Below are 20,976 nucleotides of genomic sequence, written 5' to 3' on the forward strand. Positions count from 1 at the left end.
GGGCAGTCAACGTGTGCATAGTGTCTTTTTTCGGTTTCGTATTCAACGTGGGCAGTGTTGATAGTGATACCACGTTCTCTTTCTTCAGGAGCCTTATCGATCATGTTGTAGTCCATGAACTGAGCGCCGCCGCGTTCAGCCAGAACTTTGGTGATAGCAGCAGTCAGAGTGGTCTTGCCGTGATCGACGTGACCGATGGTACCAATGTTAACATGGGGTTTGGTTCTATTGAATTTCTCTTTAGCCATTGTTATTTCCTCCTAATTGATCACAGGTCTTAGTCCTGTGCGTTTCCTTTGTTTTTAGCAGTAATTGCTTCAGCAATATTCTTAGGAACTTCTTCGTAGTGATCTACTTCCATGGAATAGTTGCCGCGGCCCTGAGTCTTGGAACGCAGGTCCGTTGCGTAACCGAACATTTCGGACAGAGGAACGAAAGCAGTGATAACTTGGGCACCGCTTCTGGCTTCCATGCCTTCGATACGGCCACGACGGGAGTTCAAGTCGCCGATTACATCACCCATGTATTCTTCAGGGATGACAACTTCGACTTTCATGTACGGTTCCAGCAGAACAGGGTTTGCTTTCTGTGCACCGGACTTGAAGCCCATAGAACCGGCAATCTTAAATGCCATTTCAGAGGAGTCGACTTCGTGGTAGGAACCGTCGTATACGGTAACGCCGATATCAACCATCGGGTAACCAGCAACAACGCCGTTTTCCATAGCTTCCTTAACACCTGCTTCAACAGGAGCAATGTATTCTTTAGGAATAGCGCCGCCCACGATCTTGTTTTCGAACTTGAAGCCTTCGCCCGGTTGCAGCGGAGTCAGTTCCAGCCAGCAATGACCATACTGACCTTTACCACCGGACTGACGAACGAACTTACCTTCGGATTTGACGCTCTTGCGAATGGTTTCTCTGTAAGCTACCTGCGGGTTGCCCACGGTGCAGTCTACGTTGAATTCTCTTCTCAGACGGTCAACAATGATATCCAAGTGCAATTCGCCCATACCGGAAATGATGGTCTGGGAGGATTCGGCATCCGTGCGAATCCGGAAGGTCGGATCTTCTTCAGCCAGTTTGCCCAGGGCAACGCCCATCTTTTCTTGGTCGGCTTTGGTTTTCGGTTCAATAGCAACAGAGATTACAGGATCAGGGAATACCATGGATTCCAGGATAATCGGTGCTTTTTCATCGCACAGGGTATCGCCGGTGCTGGTATCCTTCAGGCCTACAGCTGCTGCAATATCACCAGCGAAAACTTCTTCAATTTCCGTACGGTGATTGGAGTGCATACGCAGGATACGGCCGATTCTTTCTCTCTTGTCTTTATTGGCGTTATATACATAGGAGCCGGCGGTCAGGGTACCGGAGTACACTCTGAAGAATGCCAGACGGCCTACATACGGGTCAGTTGCAATCTTGAAGGCCAGAGCAGCGAACGGTTCAGAGTCGCTGGAAGGTCTTTCTTCTTCTTCGCCCGTTTCAGGGTTGGTGCCTTTGATGGCAGGAACATCCAGAGGAGAAGGCATGTAATCAACGATGGCATCCAGCAGGGGCTGTACGCCTTTGTTCTTGTAGGAAGAACCGCAGGTTACAGGATACAGTTTGCATTGGCAGGTCATCTTACGGATGGCGCCTTTGATTTCTTCTTCCGTCAGGTCTTCACCTTCCAGATATTTTTCCATCAGGTCATCGTCGCTTTCAGCAACAGCTTCCAGCAGGACCTGACGGTACTTCTGGGCGGTTTCAACATAGGCTTCCGGAATGGGTTCGAATTCTTCTTCCTTGCCCAGCTTGTCTCCGTAAACAATTGCCTGCATCTTTACCAGGTCGATCAGACCTTCGAAAGTATCTTCAGCACCGATAGGTACTTGAATTGCAACTGCATTTGCACCCAGGCGATCTTTCATCATTTGAATAACATTGAAGAAATCAGCGCCGGTGGTATCCATCTTATTTACATAAGCGATACGGGGTACATTGTATTCTTCCGCTTGACGCCAAACCGTTTCGGATTGGGGTTCAACGCCGCCTTTGGCGCTGAATACGGCCACGGAACCATCCAGTACACGCAGGGAACGTTCAACTTCTACGGTGAAGTCAACGTGCCCCGGGGTGTCGATGATGTTAATGGAATGGCCTTTCCAATGACAGGTCGTAGCTGCGGAAGTAATCGTAATACCACGTTCTTGTTCCTGAACCATCCAGTCCATGGTGGCAGCGCCATCGTGAACTTCACCGATCTTGTGAGTCTTGCCGGTGTAGAACAGGATACGTTCCGTGGTAGTAGTTTTACCAGCATCGATGTGAGCCATGATGCCGATGTTTCTGATTTTATCTAAGGGAAACTCTCTACCCACGAATTACTCCTCCTTAATGAATCTTACCAACGATAATGGGCAAACGCTCTGTTTGCTTCAGCCATCTTATGAGTGTCTTCACGTTTCTTAACGGAAGCGCCCGTGTTGTTTGCAGCGTCCATCAGTTCGCCGGCAACACGTTCATACATGGTTTTTTCTCCGCGCAGACGGGAATAGTTGACCAGCCAACGGATTCCCAGAGTCGTTTTGCGGTCGGCTCTTACTTCAACAGGAACCTGGTAGTTGGCACCGCCCACCCGGCGTGCTTTAACTTCCAGAACAGGCATTACGTTCTTCATGGCAGTATCGAAAACTTCCATGGGGTCCTTACCCGTCTTGGAGTGGATCAAATCAAAAGCGTCATATACGATACGCTCGGCAACACCTTTTTTACCGTCGAGCATAATTTTGTTGATGAATCTGGTCAAAAGTTTGGAACCATATACTGGATCCGGTAATACGTCTCTTTTAGTTACAGGACCTTTTCTCGGCATCTGTATTTCCTCCTTCGTTATTTATCATTCTGCGTGCCAGCCAAAATTATTTCTTAGCTGCTTTCGGGCGCTTAGCGCCATATTTGGAACGGCCCTGGTTGCGATCAGCAACACCGGCGGTATCCAATGCGCCGCGAATGATGTGATAACGAACACCGGGAAGATCCTTTACTCTGCCGCCTCTGATCAGAACAACGCTGTGTTCCTGCAGGTTATGGCCAATACCAGGAATATAGGCAGTGACTTCAATACCATTGGTCAGACGGACACGAGCAACCTTCCGCAGTGCGGAGTTAGGTTTCTTCGGAGTGGTGGTGTACACTCTCGTGCAGACACCACGTTTTTGTGGTGAATTTTTTAATGCTGGCGCCGTTGATTTTTGAGTAATTACTTGTCTACCTTTACGAACCAATTGGTTGATTGTAGGCATTCCGGCACCTCCTTTCTCGAGTATAAGATTTAATGATTATAAAAACCTTCTGCAGGGCAGAAGATTCTACCGGGTTTTGAGTACAGCGGCTACGGATGCTCCCACGTGGATGCCGCAGGCCTTGCCAAGCTCCTGCATGGTAGAGACTGTTTCCAGTCTTACGCCAGCAGCTTCGCACAGCGCCTTGATGGGCCCCGTTACATGTTCATCCGCATCCAGGGCAATCAGCGCTCCCACAGCCTGACCTCTGGCTATGGCTTTCTGGGACTGCTTCACACCAACAACAACGGGCGAGCCGTTTTTCACGTCTGCGAGAAACAATTTCACACCTCCGAAAGACATAGTAACCCCTGTGACACTCGAGTATTGTAACATTCTTGACACCCCATGTCAAGAATTTTTTTCGTTTTTTATGGCCTTTTGGCACGATTTTAAGCCGCTCTTTCTTTACACAGTGCCTAGTGTATCATAAACCCTAGAAACCCGCATTTTTCCCGGGTTTTTCCTGGGACTTTTTCCCTGAAATTGGATGGAAATCGCAACAAATTTAGAACGGAAAACCTTTTTTCTTCCCCGCGGCCCCAATATTTCACAAAAAGTTTTCAAATTTATTTTTTCTGGATAACGAAAAGAGCTGCGAAAAACGCCAAGGTATTTTTCACAGCTCTCTTTGCTTGAGACAAAAGTTTTATTTCTTTAACGTATTGGCAATCAGGGCAATAAACACCAGATCGTCCTTGCCGGTGTTATACAAGGCATGGGTGCCTCCGTCCGGGCAGAAGGTTACGTCCCCGGCCTTTACGGCCACCTTCTTGTCCTCATCGGTGTATTCCCCTTCCCCTTTCAGCAGGTAGTAGGTTTCGTTGTTGCCCTCGTGCTTATGCAGGGGCACAGCGCAGCCCGGGTGCAGGGTGATTTGGGCAAACATCTCGTTGGCTCCCCCAAAAGCTGCGGGATCCATGATCACTTCCCGGATAATGGTGCCGGTACCCGGATTTTCCTTCACGACTTTTTCCAGTTTCGTATAAACTGCCATAAGAACGCCTCCCTATTTTTCCGTGGTGACTGCATACTCACTGCCGTTGGAGATAATGGTAATGTCACCGTTGTCATACGTATTATAAATCTTTGCGCCGGCGGTCTTCAACCGTTTCAGCACAGTTTTGTTGGGATATTTCCGGGTGCCCGGTTCGTTGCCGCAGCTGATTACCGCCACCATGGGCTTCACCGTTCTCAGCCAATTCATGGAGCTTGACGTATTGCTGCTGTGATGCCCCACCTTCAGCACGTCGCTTTTCAGTTCCTTGGCATCGTACAGGCTCATAATCTTGGCTTCCGTCTGGGTGTAGGCATCTCCGGTGAACATCATGGTGAAATCCTGATAGGTAAAGCGCATGACCATACTGTTGGGATTCACGTTGGTATCCCCGGGCACCGTTAGATGGTCCTTCTCCGGCCAAAAGACCTTAAAGGAAGCCCCGTTCTTCAGGGGAATATCCATGGGCGCCGTCACCAGCACTGCGTCAATGTGCTTATCCTCAATGAGCTTCTTGACCTTTTTCATCAGCCCCGACTGGGGATTGACCACATTGGTGTAGTACACATGCTCCACGTGGAGGCTGTTCAGAATGGCCACCGCCCCGCCAATATGGTCCTTGTGGGGGTGGGTCAGGAACAGGCCATCAAGAGAATTCACACCCAGTTTCCGCAGCCGGGCCACCAGGGTATTGCCGTCCTCAAACAGCCCCGTATCCACCAGGTAATTCTTCTTGTCCACCTGAATCAAGATGCTGTCCGCCTTCCCCACGCTGAGCATGGTGATTTTTAACGGTCCATCTACCTTTTGAACCAGGGTGGCCTCGTGAGCCGGAGGCTTAATGGGCGTTACCGCCTGGGTTCCCGCCTTAGGGCTGGGACTGGGTTTACTGCCCGTCCCCTGGCTCAGACCGCAGCCCGCCAGCAAAAATTGCAGGGCCAGCAGCAGGCTGGCCACCTTACCCCAAATTCCGTGCCATTTTTTCATCAATTTCGCTCCTTTCTGCCAAAAACGCCGCAGCAATCAAAGACGACTGCTCCGGCGTTTTTGTTTTACCAATTTTTTGCTGGTTTTCCATACCTTGGCCAGACCGGACACCAAAAGGATGCCAATGGCAATGGCCGTAGCATCCAGGGCCGCTCCGATAAAGGTATGCATCCCCATGCTGTAGGAATCCAGCATGGTATAGTTCATGGCCCGGTACAAAGGAAGTCCGGGCACCAGGGGAATCACCCCGGGAATGGAAAAGATAGGCACCGGCTGCCGGTACCAGCGGGCAAACACCTCGCTGCACAGGGACAGTGCCACAGTGCCGGCAAAGTTGCTGAGCATGGAGCTAAGCCCCAGCCCGCTAAGCAGCACAATATAAACCCCAAAGCCCACCATCCCTACAAAGCCGGCTTTGTACAGGCAGTTTTTGGGGCAGTCAAACAGCTTCCCGAAAGCTACGGTAGCAAAAAACGAGAAGATGGTCTTGATTACAATGGTTACAGCTAGCGGCATAGGTCCTCCTACATATACAGAACGCCCAGAACGGTAGCTATGCCAATAGCCACCCCGCCCACCAGGAAAATCGCTTCCCCGGCCCGGCAGGTGCCGCTGAGCAGATCCCCGGCCATAAAGTCCCGAATCCCGTTAGTAAAAGCCATCCCCGGCAAATAGGGCATCACGCCCCCGGCAATGGCCAATTCCATTACCGTATCCGGCAGAGCCTTGCGGAACAGTACCGCCACCAGACAGATAATAGCCCCTGCCATCGTGGTTTCCCAGAAGTTGCTGGGTTCAAAGGGAGAGACTGCCTTGACAAACGCCATGGACAAAAGAGAGCCTAAAAGGGCTGCGGTAAACTCCAAATAGCCGCCGCCCAGCACCACCGCAAAAAAGGCCCCAGCCAGCCCGGACCAAAAGATTTCCTCCCAGGCCGGCCGAGGGGGCCGGTGGAGCATTTCCTCCAGCTGGTCCATGGTTTCTTCAAAGCTCTTGTCCCAATGGGGCATGGCATAGGACATTTCATTGACTTCACTGATCAGCGTCAGATTGGTGCCCCGTTTGGTAATCCGGTACATCAGGCTGTCCCCTTCCAGGGTTTCCCGGCCCAGCATCACCAGGGACGGAGTGCAGAAGGCCGCCACATTGTTCATGCCGCCTTCGTGGCAGATGCGCAGCATGGTATCTTCCACCCGATAGGTTTCTGCCCCGCTGCACAAAAGGATTTTCCCTGCCGTCAGGGCAATCTTCAGCACCTGCTCCTTGCTCATCGCCGCCAAAGTACTTGCCATAATTGTCTCCTTTACCGCTGAAACAGTTCCGCCACTGCCGCCCGGAACCGGTTGGCCCCGCCCATGGAGGGATGGGGCACCGCCGCACAGGGCACCCCGTATTTTTCCAGGGTCCCGGCGCTTTTCCGGCCGATGGCAATCACCTGCATCCCCGGCACCAGGTCCAGCAGCATCCGGGCAAATACAATGCCCTGGTCCAATTCCGGCCCTGTGGGGGTCCGGTTGGTCAAAATGCCGCTGGGCTTATAGGGATGAAAAGGATAAATATTCCAAAGAATGGTCTGGAAGGAGGCCAGCTGCTGATGGGCCAGCTCCCCCCACATAATGGTGGCAGTGGGTTCGTTGAACCCCTGCTCCTTCTGTTTTTTGTTTAAAAGCGGACTTTCCGGATTGCTGGTCCGCCGGTAGTCCCAATCTCCCAGCACCACCTCCGGCCGTACGTCCGGATGGTGGCCCAAAAGGATCCGCTCGCTGGTCATGGCCATGCCGGAAAAATGGCCTCCCTGGTAACCCAGGCCTTCGGCAATAAACAGATAGCGGGCCTCCTGCCGCAGTTCCAGGTACCGTTTCAGGTTGGCCGCCCGGATAAGCGGCGCCTGGGGCCCAATATCACAGGAAGGATCATAGTCCGCCCAGGGATTGAAGCTGGTTTCTGAGTGCACCTGCTGCAGGGCTGCAATAAATTCTTTAATGGTCATTCTAACGACTCCATGAGGGCTTCCCATTTGGTCATCAGCCCGTCCAAAATCTCACTAAGTTCTTCGTATTCCTTGGCCAGTTTGGTACTGGTTTCCAAGTCCTGCTGGTTGGCCGGGTCGGCAATCTGGCCGCTGAGGACCTTCTGCAGGGCCTCATATTCCCGGATTTTCAGTTCCACCTGGGGCAGCAGCTTTTCCGCTTCTGCCGGGCTGTAGGCCGGTTTCTTCGGTTCCTCCGCCTTCGGGGCAGCAGGGACCGCCTCCCTTTGGGCAGGAGCCGGAGCCTCTTTTTTCGTTTCCTTCGGGGCAGCCGGCGCAGCCGCTGTTCCCATTCCCTGGCGTTTGGCCTTTTCTTCCTGGTAGAAATCGTAGTTGCCCTTGTAGTCCGTTACGCGGCCATTTTCCACGGCCCAAATCCGGCCGGCAATCTCATTGACCAGATAACGGTCGTGGCTGACCAGCAGCACCGTGCCGTCAAAGGTCTCCAGGGCTGCTTCCACCGCTTCCTTGGCAGCAATATCCAAATGGTTGGTGGGTTCGTCCAGGAGCAGGCAGTTGGCCCCGTCCAGTACCAGCTTGAGCAGCACCAGCCGGGCCTTTTGGCCCCCGGACAGGGTACCGATGACCTTAAACACATCGTCCCCGTGGAACAGCATGCTGCCCAAAAGCCGCCGGGTCTGTTCGTCGGTGTAGCCATATTCCGTCAGGAAGTTTTCCATAATGGTCTGCTTTTCATCCAGCCGCTCGTAGCTCTGGGAGAAGTAGCCAATCTTCACCCGGTTGCCAATCCTGGCCTCCCCTTTAAGGGGCGGCAGATCCTGAAGGATGGTCTTCAAAAGGGTGGATTTCCCGCAGCCGTTGGGGCCGATAATGGCCACCTTTTCGCCTCGGCGCAGGGTCAGGTCCACATCCTTCAGCAGCAGGGTGCCGGGATAGCCCACGTCCAGATGCTCCAGCATAATGACTTTTTCCGCGGACTCTGCCGCATGGGGCAGCCGCAGCTCAAATTCTTCTTCCTTTACCGGAGCCTCAATCCGTTCCAGCCGGTTTAGCTGGGACTGGCGGCCCCGGGCCATCTTGCTTTTGATGCCCGCCTTATAGCGGCGGATGTATTCTTCCGTTTTGGCGATATATTCCTGCTGGGCTTCGTAGGCCCGGGTCTGGGACAGCACCTGAATGGATTTCTGCTCCAGATAGGCCGAATAGTTGCCCTTGTAGCGGTGCAGGGTGCCCCCCTCCATTTCCAGGATTTCCTCGGCTACATGGTCCAGGAAGGCCCGGTCATGGGAGATCACCAGGACCCCGCCCCGAAACTCCTGCAAATATTTTTCCAGCCATTCACTCATAACAATGTCCAAGTGGTTGGTAGGTTCATCCAAGACCAATAGGTCGGGGGAGTTTACCAGGGCCGCCGCCAGCATCAGCCGGGTCTTTTGACCGCCGGACAGCTTGTCCGCCCGGTCATTCCAGGTTTCTTCCGGATACCCCAGACCTGTCAGGACCTTTTTGATATTGCTTTCGTAATGGTAACCGTCCAAATGGGCATAGCGGTTTTCCGTCCGGGCGTACTGGTCCAGGACCTGCTGCAGTTCGTCCCCCTGGGCCGTGCCCCCAGCTTCTTCCAATTCCCGCATTTTCTGCCGCAGGGCCAGGATATCCGGGCAGGCTCCCTGCATAAACTCCCAGATGGTTTCCTCCCGGAAGTCGTTGAAACCCTGCTGGACGTAGCCCAGTCGCAGTTCCCCGGCAAATTTCACCGTGCCCCCGTCGGCAAAGTCCGGTTGGAGCAGGCATCGCAGCAGGGTAGTTTTCCCGCTGCCGTTGACGCCTACTAATCCCACCTTTTCCCCTTGGCGGATGGTAAAGCTTACATTTTTAAAAATATCGTGGACGCCGAAGCTTTTCTTCAAGCCGTCCACGGTGACTAAAATATCCATACCTCTATTCTTCGTATCCGTTGGGATGCCCTTCGTGCCAGCGCCAGGCAGTGGTGACGATTTCCTGGATGGTGCTGTGGCAGGGCTGCCAATGGAGCTCCTCTTTGATTTTGGCGGAGGAAGCAATCAATTTGGCCGGATCCCCAGCCCGTCTTGCTTCTTCCTTCACGGTGAAGTCCCGGCCGGTAACCTTCTTCACGGCGTCAATGATTTCCCGGACGGAGAACCCGTTTTCCGTGCCCAGGTTGTACACCCGGCTGCTGCCGCCCTCTGCCAGATGGTTCAGGGCCAACACATGGGCAGAAGCCAGATCCTTGACGTGAATATAATCCCTCAGGCAGGTGCCGTCGGGGGTGGGATAGTCCGTACCAAAAATGGACACGCTGTCCCGCTTGCCCTGGGCTGCCTGGAGAATCAGGGGAATCAGGTGGGTTTCCGGCCGGTGGTCTTCCCCGATATTGCCGGCAAGGGCTGCGCCGGCTGCATTAAAGTAGCGCAGGGCCACGTAGTTCAGACCATAGGCACTGCTGTAGTCCGCCAGCATCTTTTCAATCATCAGTTTGGTGCGGCCATACACATTGGTGGGCTTTAAGGGCATATCCTCCGTAATAGGCACCGCTTCCGGTTCCCCATACACGGCCGCCGTAGAGGAAAATACCAGCTTGTCCACGCCTGCTTCCCGCATGGCATCCAAAAGGCCCAGGGTGCCCGCTACATTATTGTAGTAGTATTTCCCCGGGTTCACCATGGATTCCCCCACCTGGCTGCTGGCAGCAAAGTGGAGCACCCCGTCGATTTCATACTGGCCCATAATATGCTTCAGGAAAGAGAAATCGTGGATATCCCCTTCAATCAGCTGGACCGTTTCCGGCACCGCATTCACATGACCGGTGCTGAAGTTATCATAAACAAAAGGAGTATAGCCCTTCTGGACCAGCTCCTCTACCACATGGGAGCCGATGTAACCGGCTCCCCCTGTTACTAGTACGTTCAATGTATTTCCTCCTATACCCGTTTGCCGCCAATCAGGTCCAGCATTTCCCGGGTCTTTTGTTTCAGCAGCTGTCCATCGCCCCGGGTTTCCACGTTCAGGCGGACCACCGGTTCGGTGTTGGATTTGCGCAGGTTGAAGCGCCATTCATTGTAGACCACGCTCAGGCCGTCCATCCGGTCTTGGATGCCGGACTTGAACCGGGCGGATAGGCTTTCCAGCACCTGGTCGGCGTCTTCCACCTCCAGGTTGATTTCCCCGCTGCAGGGATATTCCTGGATCCGCTGGTCCACCAGCTGGGACAGAGGCTGACCGGAACTGGAAATCAGGGCAATCACCAAAAGCCAGGGAATCATCCCGCTGTCGCAGTAGGAGAAATCCCGGAAATAGTGGTGGGCGCTCATTTCTCCGCCGTACAAGACCCCTTCCCGGCGCATGCATTCCTTGATGAAGGCGTGTCCGCTCTTGCAGCGCACCGGCTTGCCGTCAAACCGGGCAATGATGTCTTCCGTATTCCAGGTAAGCCGGGGATCGTACAAGATTTTGCTGCCCGGATGCTTTTGCAGGAAGTACTGGGCCAGAAGCCCTACCAGATAGTAGCCTTCAATGAAACGGCCGTTTTCGTCAAAGAAGAAGCAGCGGTCAAAATCCCCGTCCCAGGCAATGCCCAGGTCGGCTTTCTCTGCCTTTACCGCAGCCGCCGTAGCCTGCCGGTTTTCCGGCAGCAGGGGGTTGGGCACCCCGTTGGGGAAGTTCCCATCAGGGGTATCGTTGATCATTACAAAGCGGCAGGGCAGGTGCTTGGCCAGTTCCTTAACTACAGGCCCGGCACCGCCGTTGCCCGGGTTGGCCACAATTTTCAGCGGCAGCAGCCGGGAGCTGTCGATATAGGTCAGCAGGTGGTCCACATAGCTGGGCATAATGTTGACTTCTTCGTAATCGCCCCGTTTTTCCGCCTTGGGCACCCGGGTCTCAAAATCTTCAGCGGACACCAGGTCTGCCAAATCCTTCAGCCCCGTATCCGCAGAAATGGGCCGGGAACCGGAGCGGACCAGCTTCATCCCGTTATAGTCCTTGGGATTGTGGCTGGCCGTAACCATCATGCCTCCGTCCGCTTTCAGGTGGGCGGTGGCAAAATACATCATTTCCGTGCCGCACTGGCCCAAATCCCAGACGCTGGCGCCGCCGTCCCGCATACCTTCTGCGGCAGCCTTGCTGAGGGCCGGTCCGCTGAGCCGGATATCATGGCCGATCACCAGGTGCTTGGCCTTCAGGTAAAAGGCCAGGCTCCGCCCCAGGCGGTAGGCCAGTTCTTCATTGACTTCAGTGGGCACAATGCCCCGAATATCGTACGCTTTAAATGCTTTGGTACTGATCACGTAGGTTCCTCCAATAATTCTATTTCCCGCCTTAATAATTTAAGGGAGTTGTATCCAGGGGCAATAGGTCCTGGGCCTTGCCCAAAGGCGTCCTAAGCCCCGTCCGGTTGATGATGGTCACATTGCCGTTTTTGATGACAATGTCCGTCCGCGCCAGTTCCCTAAGCACAAAGCCCAGGGCCATGACAAAGTTCAGCCGGTCTTTCTCTTCCAGGGTAAAGCCTTCGTAGTCCGGTTTGCGGGCAGCCAGGTCCTGCAAATAGCCAATTTGGTCATCGTGTTCCTGTTTCAGGGTTTCCATGGTTTTGAGCACATGGGTTACCACTTCCACCAGCCGGGCGGTCCGGGCTTCCACGTCCGCCAGCAGCAGGGACTGGGTATCGGTTTCCGTCTTGAACTTCAGGGCTTCTTCCCGGGTCATCTTGCTGCCGTCCTTGCCGGCAAAATAGCCGGGGCGCAGCACCTTGGGAAAGCCCATAATCCGTTCGATGACGCTCATTTCGTCCAGTGCCGTCACCTCGGAGGTGTACAGCGGCTGGTCCATGATTTTTTCCATCACCAGCCGGGATTCGTCCCGTTCCAGCTCATTTTGGCTGTAGGAGCTGGCAGCTCCCCCGTGCAAAGCCAAAATGGTCAGCATGCCCGTGCCTTCCGTATCCAGCTTCTGGTCCCGGATCCGGTCCACCACCCGGGCAATGCGGCGCAGTTTCCGCACGTCCTGGGGCAGCAGGTGCATATTCTTATGACTTTTGTACGTATAGTGGCCAGGAAGGTTTTCAATCTTGTCCAGAATGGCAAAAACCTCTTCATAATGATGCCAGGTATCCAGTTTCAAATGGGCCAAAGCTTCCACTTGGGGCAGCAGCTCCTCCATTTTCTTATAGAACTTGAACCGTTCCTCATTGTAGCGTTCAATGGCATTTTTCACCATGTTTTCAGAGCTGGTGGCGCTCTTGTACAGTTTTAATCCTGCCGCGCCAATTCCGGCTGCGGCCCACACAAAAATTGGTATTGCCATGCAAATCCCTCTTTTCCCGCACCTTACCCCCTGTTTGGTACAATTGTAACTGTACAAATTATAGCCCGATTTTCCTTCTGAGTCAAAACGAAAAGACATTGAAACACGTTCCCATCCGTTGTAAAATGGTATTTGTAAAAAACTACGAGGAGGATCACCCATGAAAAAATTTCTGGCCTTGGCTGCTCTTTTGGTAACGCTGCTGTCCGTGCCCCTTACCGCGGGTGCTGAAAAAAGCGGCTGGAAGAGCGACAGCTTTTCCTTTAACAAAGTAAAGGTGGTATACCTGAAGGATCTTAGCCGGCGGGATGCGGCTTTCCGGCAGGATCATCCTTCCTTCGTCCGGGATGAGGACGCAGTACGGCAAACCTATCTGAAGCTGCAGAAGGATTTGGATAAGGAAGGCGTTACCCTGTACACCAACCCGGTGATGCTGCCTGACAAAAAACTGCGCCAGACCATCAGCTTGCAGGTTATGGTCAACTACGTAGGCACGGAACCTTCCCAGTCCGCCCTCCAGGAAGCAGCTGCCCAAGCAGCCGCTGAGGAAACCGCTGCAGCGGAGGACAAGAAGGATACCAAGAAAGACAAAGAAGACAAGAAAAAGGGACCGGACGGCACAGCTTACGCCAGCGTAACCTTCCTGGCCACCAAAAACGGCGAGGCCATCTGCCAATACACCGACGCCCGTACCAGCACCAAGGAAACCTCCCAGGAGCTGCTGGAACAGATTGTCCGGGAAGCGGCCGATACCCTGACTGAAAACGGCAAATAACGGCATAAAAAATAATGGTGCGCATTCCTGCGCACCATTATTTTTTTGTTTATTTCACCACTACATCGATCTGGCCATTCTTCAGCACCACTTCGATGGCATCGCCGCTCTTGATGTCCCCAGCCACAATCTTGTTGCTGACCACCGTTTCCACGGTGTGTACAATCAATCTCTTGAGCGGACGGGCACCAAAGGCAGGATCGAACCCGGTCTTGGCCAGGTAATCCACCGCCTCGTCCGAAGCCGTCAGCGTCAGTTCCATCTGGCTATGGAGCCGGTCACCCAGTTGCTTCAGAATCAGCTGCACAATGCTCTTAATCTGTTCGGGTTCCAGAGGCTTAAAGACCACAATGTCGTCCACCCGGTTCAGGAATTCAGGACGGAAGAACTTCATCAGCATATTCCGTACTTCTTCCCGGCCGATCTGGCCCTTGTTTTCCATAATCTCATGGGAACCCAGGTTGCTGGTCATGATAATCAAGGTATTCTTGAAGTCCACATTCCGGCCCTGGCCATCGGTAAGCCGGCCGTCATCCAGGACCTGCAGCAGTACGTTGAACACATCTGCGTGGGCCTTTTCGATTTCATCAAACAGCACCACGGAGTACGGATGCCGCCGCACCGCTTCCGTCAATTGGCCGCCCTCCTCGTAGCCAACATAGCCAGGAGGCGCCCCGATCAGACGGGATACCGTATGCTTCTCCATATATTCGCTCATATCAATCCGGATAATGCTCTTTTCATCATTAAAGAGCACTTCTGCCAGGGCTTTGGCCAGTTCGGTCTTGCCCACCCCGGTAGGTCCCAGGAAGATAAAGGAACCAATGGGTTTGTTGGGATCCTTGATGCCGGCCCGGGCCCGGATTACAGCTTCCGTAACAGCCTGGACAGCTTCGTCCTGGCCAATCACCCGTTTGTGCAGGATTTCTGCCAAATGGGCCAGTTTCTTCTTTTCCCCTTCCACCAGCCGGCTGACAGGGATACCGGTCCAGGTGCTGACCACCTTGGCAATATCGTCTTCGTCCACTTCTTCCTTGAGCAGGCGTTTGTCGGACTGTTCTTCCTTTTCCAGGACAGCCAGCTGTTTCTGCAATTCCGGCAGACGGCCGTATTTCAGTTCAGCCAGTTTGTTCAGGTCATAGGAACGTTCCGCTTCTTCCATTTCCTTCTTCACGTTGTCCATTTCCTTCTTGACCTGACGCACCTTGGCAATGCCGCTCTTTTCCTCTTTCCACTGGGCCATGAGCTTGTCATTGTCGGCCTTCAGCTGTTTCAGTTCCTCCTGGATTTTCTCCATTCTGTCCTTGGACTGGGGATCGTCTTCCTTGCTGAGAGCCTGTTCCTCAATCTGTAATTGCAGAATCCGGCGCCGGCTTTCGTCCAGTTCCGTAGGCATGGAGTCGATTTCCGTCCGCAGACGGGCAGCGGCTTCATCTACCAGGTCGATGGCCTTATCCGGCAGGAACCGTTCATTGATATACCGGTTGCTCAGAGTAGCAGCTGCCACCAGGGCGGAGTCCTTGATCCGCACCCCATGATGCACCTCGTACCGTTCCTTCAGCCCTCTCAGGATGGAAATGGTATCTTCCACGCTGGGTTCCTTGACCATGACAGGCTGGAACCGACGTTCCAGAGCGGAATCCTTTTCAATATATTTCCGGTATTCATTCAGGGTGGTGGCGCCAATGCAGCGCAGTTCCCCTCTGGCCAGCATGGGCTTCAGGATGTTGCCTGCGTCCATGGAGCCTTCGGAAGCCCCGGCTCCTACCACCGTGTGCAGTTCATCAATGAACATGATAATCTGACCGGCAGAATCGGAAACAATCTTCAAAATCTTTTTCAGCCGTTCCTCAAACTCGCCCCGGTACTTGGCACCGGCCACCAAAGAGGCCAGGTCCAGTGCGTACAGGGTCTTGTTCTTCAGGGATTCCGGCACATCGCCGGCTACAATCCGGCGGGCCAGGCCTTCCACAATGGCGGTCTTGCCAACGCCCGGTTCACCAATCAGTACCGGATTGTTCTTTTTCCGGCGGGACAGGATTTCAATGGTTCTCCGGATTTCATCATCCCGGCCGATGACCGGGTCCAGATTGCCTTTTTTGGCCTTGGCAGTCAGATCCTGGCCGTATTTTTCCAGGGTTTTCTTGGTTTCTTCTGCATCCTGGCCTCCCTGGTACTTGCCCACCAGGTCCCGGATGGCACTCCGGGTAATGCCGTATTTGTGGCACAGGGAAACTACTTCACTGTCCCCATCGTCACACAAAGCAGCCAGCAGGTGGGAAGGGGTCACCTCTCCCTGCCCGGCAGCCTTCTGGGCCAGAGCAAACACCCGGGCCAGGCCCGTGCTCATGCTCAGCTGATCCGTACCCTTCACGGAAGGGATCTCCTTCAGCAGGTGATCCACATCCCGGTTAAAGGCATTCTCATCCACGTGCAGGCTTTTCAGGACAAATTTGAAAAACCCGTCCGGCTGGCTGCACATGGCGGACAGCAGATGCACCGTGCTCAGCTCCTGATGGTAGTTCATCACGGCCTGCTGCTGGGCTGCCTCCAGTAAACTTTTAACTTCATCATTCAAGCGTTCTGCCTGCATATCCAACACCTCCGCAAAACTTCTTCATAGCATATTGTTATAGCACTTTTTCTGTAAACAAGCAGGAATTTTCACTTCTGCAACGAATAGAAATGTAATGGAATTATACTTTTTTTACCCGTCCACAAGGAGGACATCATGAATTCGTCCATTTATTTATACCATTTGTTTGACGTAGCCGACGAAATCAATCTGAATCTGGTAGAAGCCCTTTGGACCAGCCGGAACAAGATTGCCTCCCGTCTGCGCCTGGAGAAGGTTTCTCCCCAATCCATTACCTTTAAAGATCCGCCTGTACTGGTGGAACTGGGCAGTCACGAATTGACCCTGGCCGGCCAGGAGTACCTGACCGAAGTCAAAGCCCGGATTTTCGATATCGGGGTAGTCAGCCTGATTTTCCATCTGGATGTACCGGAAGACATCACCTATACCCAATACCGGGACCTGGCCATTGCCTTAGGAGCCCTGCCCAAGGAAGATGTCCGGGAATTTATCGATGGAGTCACCGATACCATCAAGCCCGCCTGCACCAAAATGCGTATTTCCGAGTTTGACGAGGACTTTGTGGTGTACTACTTCCGGGATCCCCTGCCCGATTGGGACTGGGCTCCCCTCATTATGAAGGAAAAAGCCAGCCTCAGCCAGGAAACCCGGGATCACGCCCTGGCCAACCGGTTCTCCTACGGTCCGGACGATGTGGTGTATCTCACCTGGGATACCGCCCTCTTGTACGATAAGACCGGCAGCATGGACCTGCCCGACCTGCTGGAATTTGCCAATGCCCAGTTCCTGGAGCTGCGCTATTACGACGCCGCCCTCAACCGGGCCATTGACCAGACCTACGCGGAAATCGACGGGGCCAGCCGTCCCGAAGGACCGGGCCGCCTGCGCACCTTCCGGCAATTGCGCCGTCACCTTTTGGAAGTTATGGCGGACATGAGCGTGCTGACGGGGAACGTGGACAACGCCCTTAGGGTTACCGAGGACATTTTCAACGCCCGGGTCTATTCCCGGTACATGTACCTGCTCCATACTTCCGTTTGGCGGGAGAACATCAACAACAAAATCAATGTGCTCCAGCGCTGCTACTCCCTCCTGAACTCCGAAATCCTCATGCACCGCTTTACCCAGCTGGGCATGGTGGGCATCGGACTTCTGGCGGTCATTGTCATTCTGCTTCTGCTTATATTCTTGTTCTAAAAAAATCACCCAGGAAGCTCTTCTCACTTCCTGGGTCTTATTGTAAACTTTAAAAGTCAAAAAGTCAAATACTTTTTTGATTTTTTGACTTTTATTTTTTTCTCCTAGCCCAAACTAATTTCAGCGTGGCGCTGGATTTCCTTACGCAGGGCCTTTCCGGCCTTCTCCGCCTTTTTCAGCTGTTTTTCCACCCCGGCGCTTTCCCAGCCTGCCGCATAGCACAGGGCAAAGCCCAGCCGGCGCACCCGCTCTTTCTGGGCGCCAGCCTGATAGGCTTCGATTTGGGCGCAGGTCCGGCAGACCTTGTACCAGGCAGCCTGGTAGGCTTTCCCGGCCTTCACCAGCTTCTTTTTGCCCAACGAGCCGGACAAAGCTTCTTCCAGCACCAAGAGGCCGCTGAGCAACGCCATATTCTCCCTGGCAGCCAAAGGGCTGGGATTGCCGCTTTCACTAAGCAGCCGGGCCTCCTGCTGCCACTTGTTCCAGTAGCGGGTCCGCAGGTCCCCCAGGTGCTGCACCTCCTGGTTTTCCACCGCCAGGGTGGACAGGTACAGCAGCTGCCACAGGCCTGCGGCGGCGGCCTGGGCATAGTACCGGCTGCCCTGTTGTTCCAGCTCCGCGCCCTGGCGTTTCAGCCATTGGGCTGCTTCCTGCAGAGGCTGGCCTTCCTGGCGAGCCAAAAGGTCTTCCAGCCGTTTTTCTTCAGGAAGGGCCTGCTGATCAAAGGGCAGCTTCAGAAGCCCTTGCAGAATCGTGTCCCCCTTTTGCCAGGAGGTACCGGAAAGAAAGTCCTCCCCCAACTGCCACAGACCCCGGCAGGCTGCCAGCTGCTCCTGATATTCTTCCAAGGAAAAACCTTCCGGGTCCCGGCGCCGCTGTTCCAGCTGATCCAGGGCTCCGCCGAGGCTGGCAGCCACAAGACCCCGCCAAGCCCCTTCCGGCGGCATTCCCGCCTCACAGCTGTACCGGGCCTGTTTTTGCCACAGCCCCCGGTCCGGGGTTAGCAGTGCCAGTCCCCGCTGGAATTTGCTGCGTTCTTCCGGCAGCAGGGGAATTTCCCGGGACAGGGCCGCCGTAAAGCGCAGCAGGTCCTTTTCCCGGCCCTTTTTGATTTCCAGCTCGATTTCCTCAATGGGTTCCGTACTGTCCCCAGCCTGGATGCTGCCCGTATCCACCGCCACTTCTACCACCGTACTCTTGGTCAGCTGAAGCAGCGCCACTTTTCGGGTAAACTCCACGGTAAATAACGGCAGCAGCTCGTCTTCCGTCAAAAGGGTCTGGAGCTTTTCATCCATTTGGGGGGCAAAGCCCACCAGCACCGGCTGCTCCTTTTCCAGCTGCACCGTATACTCCTGCCGTGCGGAGAACCCGTTCACCGTTTCTCCCCGGGTTTTCACGGTGGCTTCAAACGCCTTGCCGTTGGTCCGGCGGATCCGGTAGGCCATTCCCGTCCGGGTCAGCTTCTGGTCCCTTGTATCGTAGTATCGGTTCACCAGGGCCAGCTCATGCCGGCTGCCTGCAATCAGCTTTTCCTTTACCAGGGGAAGCTGCAGCAGTTTTTTGCGTCCCGCCGGGGTTGATACCAATTTGATTTCCTTTTCTTGTCCGTTTGCCATAAAAGCCACTCTCCTCGTCTTCTTGTACTATTGTATCATACGTAACCTGGTTGCAGAAGACATACAGCTTGACTTGATTTGTTATAATGAAACTGATTGTGCAGTATATAGAGGAGGAATTTGCATGAAGAAACCCATTGATGTTTTTGCTGCGGCAGAAACCATTTTAAAAGCCCTGCCCAAGGGCATCCTGCTTACCACCCAGGAAGGCACCAAAACCAACACCATGATTATTGGCTGGGGCAGCCTGGGCGTCAACTGGGGCAAACCCGTTTTCACTGCCTACGTCCGGGAAAGCCGGTACACCTGGCCCCTGCTGGAGCGTACCCGGGAATTTACCATTAACGTACCCACCGGCGCCCTGGACCCCAAGGTGCTGCAAATTGCCGGTTCCAAATCCGGCCGGGACCTGGACAAAATCAAGGAATTGGGCTTAACCACCGTTCCCGGAGAAAAAGTCAGCGTTCCTGCCATCAAAGAACTGCCCCTGACCCTGGAATGCAAGGTCATCTATATCCAAAAGCAGGATCTGGACCAACTCACTGATGAAGCCAGCAAAGCCAGATTCTACCCCACGGTCACCCCGGCGCTGCCCAGCGGTGACACCCAGGACACCCACTTCACCATTATGGGCGAAATCGTGGCTGCCTATCTGGAAGAATAGTTTTGCAAAGAAAAGGATGTGCCTTCGGGTGCATCCTTTTTTAGGTTAACTATTCCCGGGGCCGTTTTCAGCTTTCCTTTTTTACCATGCAGAAATGTTAAGAATTTTACACATATATGATAAAAATTGTAAACTCGTCAAAAAATTTTTTTCTGTGTTTTTTCCCTTAAAAATATTTTTATTCTTGTGTCCAATCGGTAAAAATTATGCCATATATGGAAAATATTAATAAAAATATGCACGCTTTGCATCTATATTGAGGAAAAACTGTGCTTTTCTTCGGGACTTTTGTTGATTGATAACATTTTTCGAGTATCGGCTATAAGAAATCTCTACGCTGTTTTTATTGACAATCTTCTTCTTAAAAGCTATTATTAAAATGGTTCTTGTATATATTTCAGAAACTTACGTATAATTCTTGGAAACGGAACTTCCTTAGCCGGCTTCGTTTCCCGCCGATGAGTCCAAAGGAGGGGCTACTACCATGTTAACACGAGAAGAGCTGGCCCAGCGTCTGAAAGAAATGCGGTTAAAGATCACCCCGCAGCGGCTGGAGGTATACGCAGCACTATCCGATCCTGATCGTCACCCCACTGCCATGGAAATTTATGAGGATGTAAAGCTGCAAATGCCTACGCTGAGCTTTGCAACCATTTACCAGGCGCTGAACTTTTTCTGCCGTATAGGCCTAGTCCGCATGATTGATGTGGGTGACGGCATTATGCGCTACGATGTGGATACCCGTCCGCATGCCCATATTCGCTGCGAAACCTGCGGCCGGATTTTCAATCTGGACTGGGACTACAAGAAGGCCTTTGATGATGAAGTGGCAGATAAAAGCGGCTTCCTGATCTATCGCCATCAAACGTATTTCCTGGGCCTGTGCCCGGACTGTCAAAAAGCATCCCCCAGGCAATAAGGCCTAGCGCCTTTTGCGGGGTCCGGGCTGCCAGAGCCGGCAGCCCGCCAACTTCATATTTTTTATCCATAGTATCTAAGGTTGTACAGCCTGGAACTATGGATTTTTTTCTGCGGCCCGTCTGCGGCCGCAGAAAAAAGGGGGTGTGAAATAATACTTACCCCAAAAGAAAAAACGGCTTACGAGCTCAAAAGAGTTCGCAAGTCGTTTTTTGTTCTTTATAACCGTATCTAACAAACTTCCTCAGTCAGTCCTGCGGACTGACGGCCCCTACACGCTTTGCGGCCGCATCCAAATAGCCCGACAAATTCTACAAGTGGCTGTTTGGTCAATAAGGCCCATGCGATAGCTGCCCAAGAATTGAGCCTGTAAGGCGAAAATGATTGGCTGGCAGCGAACCGCTCAGGGGCCAGTCTTAGGCCTATACGAGTCATGTGCAAAACGGGCACCGCAAAGCAGCATAGTTTGTAAATACTTGCACTACCCTAAGTCTATTACTTGACCAGTAGCGGCATAGAACGCTTCCTGCAAGCGTTGCGGCCGCATCCAAACATCCCCAAATCCTTCCAAAGGATGTTTGGT

The 20,976-nt window shown here is 53.4% G+C and carries 20 protein-coding genes; 4 read left to right on the plus strand and 16 right to left on the minus strand.

Translation table 11 applies throughout. From position 1 onward, the window contains the following. The 14 genes from DW089_RS09815 to DW089_RS09880 form a co-directional block, all read right to left on the minus strand. On the minus strand, positions 1–248 hold a 248-nt coding region (locus DW089_RS09815; RefSeq protein WP_233547519.1), incomplete at its 3' end, for a GTP-binding protein. Between the two features lie 29 nt (positions 249–277). Further along, positions 278–2,365 carry an elongation factor G gene (gene fusA / locus DW089_RS09820; protein ID WP_105326397.1) on the minus strand — a complete coding sequence of 696 codons (2,088 nt, stop codon included), beginning with the start codon at positions 2,363–2,365 and terminating at the stop codon, positions 278–280. 23 nt (positions 2,366–2,388) lie between these two features. Then, complete coding sequence (gene rpsG / locus DW089_RS09825; RefSeq protein WP_105326398.1) at positions 2,389–2,859, minus strand: 30S ribosomal protein S7; 471 nt, start codon at positions 2,857–2,859, stop codon at positions 2,389–2,391. Between the two features lie 46 nt (positions 2,860–2,905). Further along, positions 2,906–3,289: a 30S ribosomal protein S12 gene (gene rpsL, locus DW089_RS09830; protein WP_012939266.1), complete on the minus strand. Its 384-nt coding sequence runs from the start codon at positions 3,287–3,289 to the stop codon at positions 2,906–2,908. Between the two features lie 66 nt (positions 3,290–3,355). Next, positions 3,356–3,664 carry a L7Ae/L30e/S12e/Gadd45 family ribosomal protein gene (locus tag DW089_RS09835; RefSeq protein WP_370450912.1) on the minus strand — a complete coding sequence of 103 codons (309 nt, stop codon included), beginning with the start codon at positions 3,662–3,664 and terminating at the stop codon, positions 3,356–3,358. 313 nt (positions 3,665–3,977) lie between these two features. Further along, entirely contained in the window at positions 3,978–4,325 is a 348-nt protein-coding gene (locus DW089_RS09840; RefSeq protein WP_105326400.1) for a cupin domain-containing protein, read from the minus strand. Between the two features lie 12 nt (positions 4,326–4,337). Then, entirely contained in the window at positions 4,338–5,312 is a 975-nt protein-coding gene (locus tag DW089_RS09845; RefSeq protein WP_105326401.1) for a ComEC/Rec2 family competence protein, read from the minus strand. A 36-nt stretch (positions 5,313–5,348) separates the two neighbouring features. Further along, complete coding sequence (locus DW089_RS09850; RefSeq protein WP_105326402.1) at positions 5,349–5,828, minus strand: threonine/serine exporter family protein; 480 nt, start codon at positions 5,826–5,828, stop codon at positions 5,349–5,351. Between the two features lie 8 nt (positions 5,829–5,836). Further along, positions 5,837–6,604, minus strand: coding sequence for a threonine/serine exporter ThrE family protein (locus tag DW089_RS09855; protein WP_105326403.1), 768 nt, complete (start codon positions 6,602–6,604; stop codon positions 5,837–5,839). An 11-nt stretch (positions 6,605–6,615) separates the two neighbouring features. After that, the gene (locus DW089_RS09860) at positions 6,616–7,302 is read right to left on the minus strand and encodes a uracil-DNA glycosylase (RefSeq protein ID WP_199614832.1); all 687 of its coding nucleotides are present in this window, start codon (positions 7,300–7,302) and stop codon (positions 6,616–6,618) included. Next, positions 7,299–9,239, minus strand: a complete 1,941-nt coding sequence (locus DW089_RS09865) for an ATP-binding cassette domain-containing protein (protein ID WP_105326405.1) — start codon at positions 9,237–9,239, stop codon at positions 7,299–7,301. Before DW089_RS09865 ends, DW089_RS09860 begins: the two co-directional genes overlap by 4 nt. Before the next feature lie 4 nt (positions 9,240–9,243). After that, entirely contained in the window at positions 9,244–10,233 is a 990-nt protein-coding gene (galE, locus tag DW089_RS09870) for a UDP-glucose 4-epimerase GalE (RefSeq protein WP_105326406.1), read from the minus strand. Positions 10,234–10,244: 11 nt separating this feature from the next. Then, on the minus strand, positions 10,245–11,609 hold the full coding sequence (locus DW089_RS09875) for a phosphomannomutase (protein WP_105326407.1): 1,365 nt from the start codon (positions 11,607–11,609) through the stop codon (positions 10,245–10,247). Positions 11,610–11,640: 31 nt separating this feature from the next. Then, on the minus strand, positions 11,641–12,627 hold the full coding sequence (locus tag DW089_RS09880; RefSeq protein WP_105326408.1) for a hypothetical protein: 987 nt from the start codon (positions 12,625–12,627) through the stop codon (positions 11,641–11,643). Between the two features lie 160 nt (positions 12,628–12,787). Here DW089_RS09880 and DW089_RS09885 point away from each other — a divergent pair, with 160 nt between their 5' ends. Continuing rightward, complete coding sequence (locus DW089_RS09885; RefSeq protein WP_105326409.1) at positions 12,788–13,402, plus strand: hypothetical protein; 615 nt, start codon at positions 12,788–12,790, stop codon at positions 13,400–13,402. A 49-nt stretch (positions 13,403–13,451) separates the two neighbouring features. Here the strand turns inward: DW089_RS09885 and clpB are convergent, their stop codons facing one another. Beyond that, positions 13,452–15,995 carry an ATP-dependent chaperone ClpB gene (gene clpB, locus DW089_RS09890; RefSeq protein WP_105326410.1) on the minus strand — a complete coding sequence of 848 codons (2,544 nt, stop codon included), beginning with the start codon at positions 15,993–15,995 and terminating at the stop codon, positions 13,452–13,454. 138 nt (positions 15,996–16,133) lie between these two features. Between clpB and DW089_RS09895 the strand changes: the two genes are divergently transcribed. Continuing rightward, a complete protein-coding gene (locus DW089_RS09895) occupies positions 16,134–17,195 on the plus strand; it encodes a hypothetical protein (RefSeq protein ID WP_105326411.1) in 1,062 nt (353 codons plus the stop codon). Positions 17,196–17,299: 104 nt separating this feature from the next. On the opposite strand, the gene DW089_RS09900 is transcribed toward DW089_RS09895, so the two are convergent. Next, complete coding sequence (locus DW089_RS09900) at positions 17,300–18,811, minus strand: inorganic triphosphatase (RefSeq protein WP_105326412.1); 1,512 nt, start codon at positions 18,809–18,811, stop codon at positions 17,300–17,302. A 124-nt stretch (positions 18,812–18,935) separates the two neighbouring features. Between DW089_RS09900 and DW089_RS09905 the strand changes: the two genes are divergently transcribed. Both DW089_RS09905 and DW089_RS09910 read left to right on the plus strand, forming a co-directional pair. Then, complete coding sequence (locus tag DW089_RS09905) at positions 18,936–19,475, plus strand: flavin reductase family protein (protein ID WP_105326413.1); 540 nt, start codon at positions 18,936–18,938, stop codon at positions 19,473–19,475. 484 nt (positions 19,476–19,959) lie between these two features. Continuing rightward, positions 19,960–20,394 (plus strand): Fur family transcriptional regulator, encoded by a 435-nt coding sequence (locus tag DW089_RS09910; protein WP_105326414.1) that lies wholly within the window; start codon positions 19,960–19,962, stop codon positions 20,392–20,394. Positions 20,395–20,976: the final 582 nt, after the last annotated feature.

The organism is Acidaminococcus sp. AM05-11 (assembly GCF_003472805.1).
GTDB lineage: Bacteria > Bacillota > Negativicutes > Acidaminococcales > Acidaminococcaceae > Acidaminococcus > Acidaminococcus hominis.

Coding starts and splice junctions, on each gene's coding strand:
- rpsG (WP_105326398.1), bottom strand. CDS start 2,859: ATGCCGAGAAAAGGTCCTGTAACTAAAAGAGACGTATTACCGGATCCA.
- rpsL (WP_012939266.1), bottom strand. CDS start 3,289: ATGCCTACAATCAACCAATTGGTTCGTAAAGGTAGACAAGTAATTACT.
- DW089_RS09835 (WP_370450912.1), bottom strand. CDS start 3,664: ATGTTACAATACTCGAGTGTCACAGGGGTTACTATGTCTTTCGGAGGT.
- DW089_RS09840 (WP_105326400.1), bottom strand. CDS start 4,325: ATGGCAGTTTATACGAAACTGGAAAAAGTCGTGAAGGAAAATCCGGGT.
- DW089_RS09845 (WP_105326401.1), bottom strand. CDS start 5,312: ATGAAAAAATGGCACGGAATTTGGGGTAAGGTGGCCAGCCTGCTGCTG.
- DW089_RS09850 (WP_105326402.1), bottom strand. CDS start 5,828: ATGCCGCTAGCTGTAACCATTGTAATCAAGACCATCTTCTCGTTTTTT.
- DW089_RS09855 (WP_105326403.1), bottom strand. CDS start 6,604: ATGGCAAGTACTTTGGCGGCGATGAGCAAGGAGCAGGTGCTGAAGATT.
- DW089_RS09860 (WP_199614832.1), bottom strand. CDS start 7,302: ATGACCATTAAAGAATTTATTGCAGCCCTGCAGCAGGTGCACTCAGAA.
- DW089_RS09865 (WP_105326405.1), bottom strand. CDS start 9,239: ATGGATATTTTAGTCACCGTGGACGGCTTGAAGAAAAGCTTCGGCGTC.
- DW089_RS09880 (WP_105326408.1), bottom strand. CDS start 12,627: ATGGCAATACCAATTTTTGTGTGGGCCGCAGCCGGAATTGGCGCGGCA.
- DW089_RS09885 (WP_105326409.1), top strand. CDS start 12,788: ATGAAAAAATTTCTGGCCTTGGCTGCTCTTTTGGTAACGCTGCTGTCC.
- clpB (WP_105326410.1), bottom strand. CDS start 15,995: ATGCAGGCAGAACGCTTGAATGATGAAGTTAAAAGTTTACTGGAGGCA.
- DW089_RS09895 (WP_105326411.1), top strand. CDS start 16,134: ATGAATTCGTCCATTTATTTATACCATTTGTTTGACGTAGCCGACGAA.
- DW089_RS09900 (WP_105326412.1), bottom strand. CDS start 18,811: ATGGCAAACGGACAAGAAAAGGAAATCAAATTGGTATCAACCCCGGCG.
- DW089_RS09905 (WP_105326413.1), top strand. CDS start 18,936: ATGAAGAAACCCATTGATGTTTTTGCTGCGGCAGAAACCATTTTAAAA.
- DW089_RS09910 (WP_105326414.1), top strand. CDS start 19,960: ATGTTAACACGAGAAGAGCTGGCCCAGCGTCTGAAAGAAATGCGGTTA.